This is a genomic window from Microvirga sp. P4_A5, assembly GCF_056402495.1.
In genome coordinates, this window is sequence record NZ_JBFUHH010000159.1 from 1 (window position 1) to 5,530 (window position 5,530).

The following is a 5,530-nucleotide window of genomic DNA, read 5'->3' on the forward strand; positions in this document are numbered from 1 at the left end:
GCCCATCCGAGCTGATATTAGACCCGTAACTCTCGCCGTTGGCGGCGCTCGTGCCGTTGAGGCTCGTGGAGATCCGCACGAGGTCTCCCGTCACCATGTCCTTCCTGAAAATGTCGATGAATGTTTGGCTGTCGCCACTTATGAGATTGGCTGAGGCGCTCTCGAAGACGACGTAACGTCCGCTACCATCGACATGAGCGCCGCCACTGCTCTTGGCGCCCTGGCTTTGCGCCGTGTTACCGCTGGCCGACACGATTTCTGTCGTGCCGGTCTGCATGTCCGTTCTGAAAATGTCGACGGCGCCGTTCACGTCACCGGTCACCAGGTTCGACGCGGAGCTCTCAAACACGACGTAGCGGCCGTCGTCGGTGATTTCGCTGAATTGCCCGCCCGCAGGCATATCATCCAGCGAAAATGCAACCCGCTCGATGGCTCCGGTGTTGAGGTATTTTCTGAAGACCGACAGGGACCCGAAAACGTCCTCGACGAGGTTCGTCGCCGAGCTTTGAAAGACCAGGAAGTTCCCGTTCCCGCTGACGTGCCCCGACATCGTGTCGCGGTTTGCCTCCTCGAAGCCCCTGGCGGCGAACGGGCTCGTCAATCGCACGATATCGCCTGTCAAAAGATCCTTTCGAAAAATATCCGTCGCCTCATTGGTATCGCCCGCCACGAGGTTGTCGGCATAGCTTTCGAAAATCACGTAGCGCCCGTCCGCGCTGATGCTCGCGTTGTCGCTGTCTTCGCTTCCTTGCGGGCCCGCATTCCCGGCGCGCGAGACGAGTACGATCTCCCCAGTTACAAGATCCTTGCGGAAAACCTGATAAAAGCCGTTATCCGCTCCCGTAGCGAGGTCCGTGGCTTCGCTGGTAAACACGACGTAACGGCCATTCGCGCTGATCTGGGGATAATAGCTTCCGCCATTCGATCCCGACCCGTCGGATTTGGCCGATACACGGGTGAGATCGCCGGTGATCAGATCCTTGATAAAGACGTCGGAGCTGCCGTTGACATCGCCCGCCACGAGATTGGTGGCATAGCTGTCGAAGACGACATAGCGTCCATCACCGCTCATTTGCGCAGTATCGACGGAGTTGTTGCCCTGCGTGCCGTCAGCCAAAACGGAAACGAGTTTGACCTCGCAGGTCACCATGTCCTTCCGGAAGACGTCGCTCCGCAGGTTAGCGTCGCCGGCCACGAGGTTCGTGGCATGACTCACAAAGGAAATGTAGCGCCCATCGTCGCTGATCTGCGCCAAAAAGCTCCATTGATTGCCCTCCTCTGGATTGGTGCCGGCTGTCGAGGATACGAGTTCGATCGTGCCTGTCGCCAAATCCTTGCGAAAGATGTGCGATTGGACGCCGGTGACGCCGGCGAGGAGATTGGTGGCGCGACTTTCAAAAACCACGTAGCGCCCGTCCGCGCTCACCGATGGCCGCTGGGCGGTCGCGTCGGCCGAGGTCCCGTCGCCCGCCGCCGAGACCAGCGTGACGGCGCCGGAGATCAGGTCCTTCCGGAAGACCGCCGTGAGGCCGCCTGTGTTGGCACCGAGATTGGTCGCTATGCTCTCGAACACGACGTAGCGCCCGTTGGCGCTGAAGCTCGGCAGCGCGCTTCGGGCATTGGCCTCGCCTCCAACCGATGACACCGAAACCCGCCTCACGATGTCGTCGGAATGAACAGGGGTGGTGGTCAGGACCTGCAAGGTGAATGGCATGGAAGTTCCCGCAGAGGATCAGGGAGGGAAGGACGGTTGCACCATTTACGTAACGCAATAATGTTAACAACTCAACATCGAACGACTGGGCAGAACCGTCACAGGGCGAGTTGCTCTCGGCGGCGGGTTGCGGCATGAGCGGTCCACCTTCGCCCTTGGGGCGAGGGGAGCTCTTTCAAGCCGATTCGTTTCTGATATGTTCTCGACGATTCGCGCTTTTCAGATTGTCATGACGGGATTTTTTCATGGGTAAGGTCGTCAATCCGCCGTCCGGCGGGGAAATCGAGTCGATCAATCTCAAGGATGCGCTCGAGGAGCGCTACCTCGCCTATGCGCTCTCCACCATCATGCACCGGGCGCTGCCGGATGCGCGAGACGGGCTGAAGCCGGTCCATCGCCGCATCCTCCACGCCATGCGGCTCCTGCGGCTCGATCCGAAGTCGGCGCCGAAGAAATGCGCCCGCGTGGTCGGCGACGTGATGGGTCAATATCATCCGCATGGCGACCAATCGATCTATGACGCGCTCGTGCGCATGGCGCAGGATTTCGCCCAGCGCTACCCGCTGGTCGAGGGGCAGGGGAATTTCGGCAATATCGACGGCGATAACGCGGCGGCCATGCGCTACACCGAGGCGCGGCTCACCGAGGTGGCGCGGCTGTTGCTCGAAGGCATCGACGAGGACGCGGTCGATTTCCGCGAGACCTACGACCAGACCAACGAGGAACCGATCGTCCTGCCGGCCGCGTTCCCGAACCTGCTCGCCAACGGCTCGCAGGGCATCGCGGTCGGCATGGCGACGTCGATCCCGCCGCACAACGCCTACGAGCTTTGCGACGCGGCTTTGCATCTCATCAAGGAACCCGGCGCGACATCCGACGATCTTGCGCAATTCGTGCCCGGCCCGGATTTGCCGACTGGCGGCATCATCGTCGAGACTCCGGCCTCGATGGCCGAGACCTACCGTACGGGGCGCGGGTCGTTTCGCGTGCGGGCGCGGTGGGAGAAGGAGGATACGGGAAGGGGGACGTGGAACATCGTCATCACCGAGATCCCCTATTCGGTGCCGAAATCCCGCCTGATCGAAAAGATCGCCGAATTGCTGCAGGACAAGAAGCTGCCGCTTCTCGCCGACGTGCGCGATGAATCGGCGGAGGATATCCGGGTCGTGCTGGAGCCGCGCTCCCGGACCGTCGATCCGATCATCCTGATGGAATCGCTGTTTCGGCTCACCGAGCTCGAAAGCCGTATTCCAATGAACGTGAACGTGCTTGCCGGCGGCAAGGTGCCCAAGGTCCTGAGCCTCGCGGAATGCCTGCGCGAATGGCTCGACCACCGCCGCGAGGTGCTGGTGCGCCGCTCCACCTTCCGGCTCGCCGCCATCGACAAGCGCCTCGAAATTCTGGGCGGGTTGCTGATCGTCTATCTCGACCTCGACCGGGTGATCAAGATCATCCGCGAGGATGACGAACCGAAGGCCGAATTGATGCGGTTCTTCAAGCTCACCGAGATGCAGGCCAACGCCATCCTCGACACGCGCCTGCGCTCACTGCGCAAGCTCGAGGAAATGGAGCTCAAGCGCGAGCAGAAGAGCCTGCAGGACGAGAAGGCCTCCATCGAGGACCTGCTGGGCTCCGACAAGCAGCAATGGAAAACCGTGGCCTGGGAGATCAAGGAGGTCCGCAAGGCCTTCGGCCCCGATACCGCGATTGGACGCCGCCGCACCACCTTCGCGGAGATGCCCGATACCTCCGACATCGATTTCGCCGAGGCCATGGTGGAGCGCGAACCGGTGACGGTCATCGTCTCGGAGAAGGGCTGGATCCGGGCGCTCAAAGGTCATCTGGCCGACCTGTCCAGCGTGCAGTTCAAGGGCGACGACAGCCTCAAGACCTCGTTCTTCACGGAGACCACCGCGAAGATCGTCGTCGTGACGACCAATGGAAAGTTCTACACGCTGGAAGCGTCCAAACTCCCCGGCGGTCGCGGCTTCGGCGATCCGATCCGGCTCATGGCCGATCTGGAGGAGGGGGCGGACATCATCGCGGTCTTCCCCTACAAAACCGGTGCGAAGCTGCTGGTGGCCGGCACGGACGGGCGCGGTTTCGTCGTGCCGACGGACGACGTCACGGCCAATACCCGCAAGGGCAAGCAGATCCTCAACGTGGATGCGGGCGCGAAGACGGTCATCTGCGCGGGGGCCGAGGGCGACCACGTGGCGGTGGTGGGCCAGAACCGCAAGCTCATCGTGTTCCCGCTGACGCAGGTGCCGGAAATGACGCGCGGCAAGGGCGTGCGCCTGCAACGCTACAAGGACGGCGGCATCTCGGACGCCAAGGTCTTCCGGCTGTCGGAAGGCCTGACCTGGAAGGACACCGCCGGGCGCACCTGGACGGTGGGCAAGGACGACCTGCGAGACTGGATCGGCAACCGCGCTGAGGCCGGCCGTCTGCCGCCGAAGGGATTTCCGAAGAGCAACCGGTTCGAGTAAAGATCGTCCAAACCTGCCGTCATGGCCGGGCTTGACCCGGCCACCTACGACTTGTGACGGTGCAAAAAGACGTGGGTACGCGGGTCAAGCCCGCGCATGACGAAGCTGTGGCGTTCCGGCGAGGTAAGATCGTGTCCGACATGGGGCGGAGTTTCCCACCCCCTCGTGGGGAGGGTTAGGGTAGGAGTGGGAGCGCTGGACGCTCATAGCTCTCGCCAACACCCCCACCTCCAACTCCTCCCCACACGGGGGAGGAGAGCTGCCGGCGCTTTATCGGCCAAACCCTCAGGATGAGCTAGCGACGTCTACCCTACCCGCGCCCAGCCGGCCGGCAGCAGACGCTCCTGCGGAGTGAAGCGCGCCTTGTAGGCCATCTTCTTCGAGCCCTCGACCCAGTAGCCGAGATACAGATAAGGCAGGCCCATCGCCGTCGCCCGGCGGATATGGTCGAGGATGATGAAGGTGCCGAGGCTGCGGTCGTCGAGCGTCGGATCGTAGAACGAATAGACCATGGAGAGGCCGTCGCTCATCTCGTCGGTGAGGCACACGGCGATGAGGTCGCCTTCGCCGCGGCCCGTGATCGCGCTATCGATGCCCCGGCGGCGGTATTCGATGATGCGGGTGTCGACGTGGCTGTCCTCCACCATCATGGCGTAGTCGAGCACGCTCATGTCGGCCATGCCGCCATCCGAATGCCGCGTGTCGAGGTAGCGGCGGAACAGCGAATATTGCTCCGAGGAGGGCCGGTTGGGGATGACTTCGCCGATGAGGTCGCGGTTGGCCTTCATGATCCGGCGCATATTTCCGGAGGAGCTGAACTCGTTCACGAGAACGCGCACCGACACGCAGGCATTGCAGAGATCGCAGGCAGGCCGATAGGCGATCGTCTGCGAGCGTCGGAATCCCCCTTGCGTCAGGATCTCGTTCAACTCGCGGCCGCGCCGCCCGATAATGTGCGTGAAGACCTTCCGCTCCTCCTTGCCCGGCAGGTAAGGACAGGGGGAGGGCGAAGTGAGATAGAATTGCGGTGCGTCGCGCGGCTGACTCGTCACGCCTTTGCCTTCGTCGAGAGCCCTTGGGCGCTGGTTTACGCCCAAGGATACCATTGGTGCCGGTCACGTCCAGCAAAAGCTGACGCTAGGTTCACGGGCGGTCAGCTCGCCCGCACGACGAAGAGGCCGGTCAGGAGATCGTGGCCAAACCGCGCATCGTTCCGGAACAGGCCGAGCAGGATATCGCCGGCCCACAGGATGAAGGTCGATACGGCGACGTAGAACAAAAGAGCGTGAACGGCGGCCGCGAGTGCGGTCGGGCGGCCGCCATTCAT

The 5,530-nt window shown here is 62.6% G+C and carries 3 protein-coding genes and 1 pseudogene; 1 reads left to right on the forward strand and 3 read right to left on the reverse strand.

The window, feature by feature from the left end; genetic code table 11:
- Window positions 1-1,714, reverse strand: a 1,714-nt coding sequence (locus AC1DVM_RS22345; protein WP_477258206.1) for a TolB family protein, incomplete at its 3' end; no start/stop codon positions are given.
- 245 nt (window positions 1,715-1,959) lie between these two features.
- Between AC1DVM_RS22345 and parC the strand changes: the two genes are divergently transcribed.
- Entirely contained in the window at window positions 1,960-4,203 is a 2,244-nt protein-coding gene (gene parC, locus AC1DVM_RS22350; protein WP_477258208.1) for a DNA topoisomerase IV subunit A, read from the forward strand.
- Between the two features lie 305 nt (window positions 4,204-4,508).
- Here parC and AC1DVM_RS22355 read toward each other — a convergent pair whose 3' ends face one another.
- A complete protein-coding gene (locus AC1DVM_RS22355) occupies window positions 4,509-5,255 on the reverse strand; it encodes an arginyltransferase (protein WP_477258210.1) in 747 nt (248 codons plus the stop codon).
- A gap of 101 nt (window positions 5,256-5,356) precedes the next feature.
- A pseudogene (locus AC1DVM_RS22360) lies at window positions 5,357-5,530 on the reverse strand (RDD family protein); the annotation flags it as partial.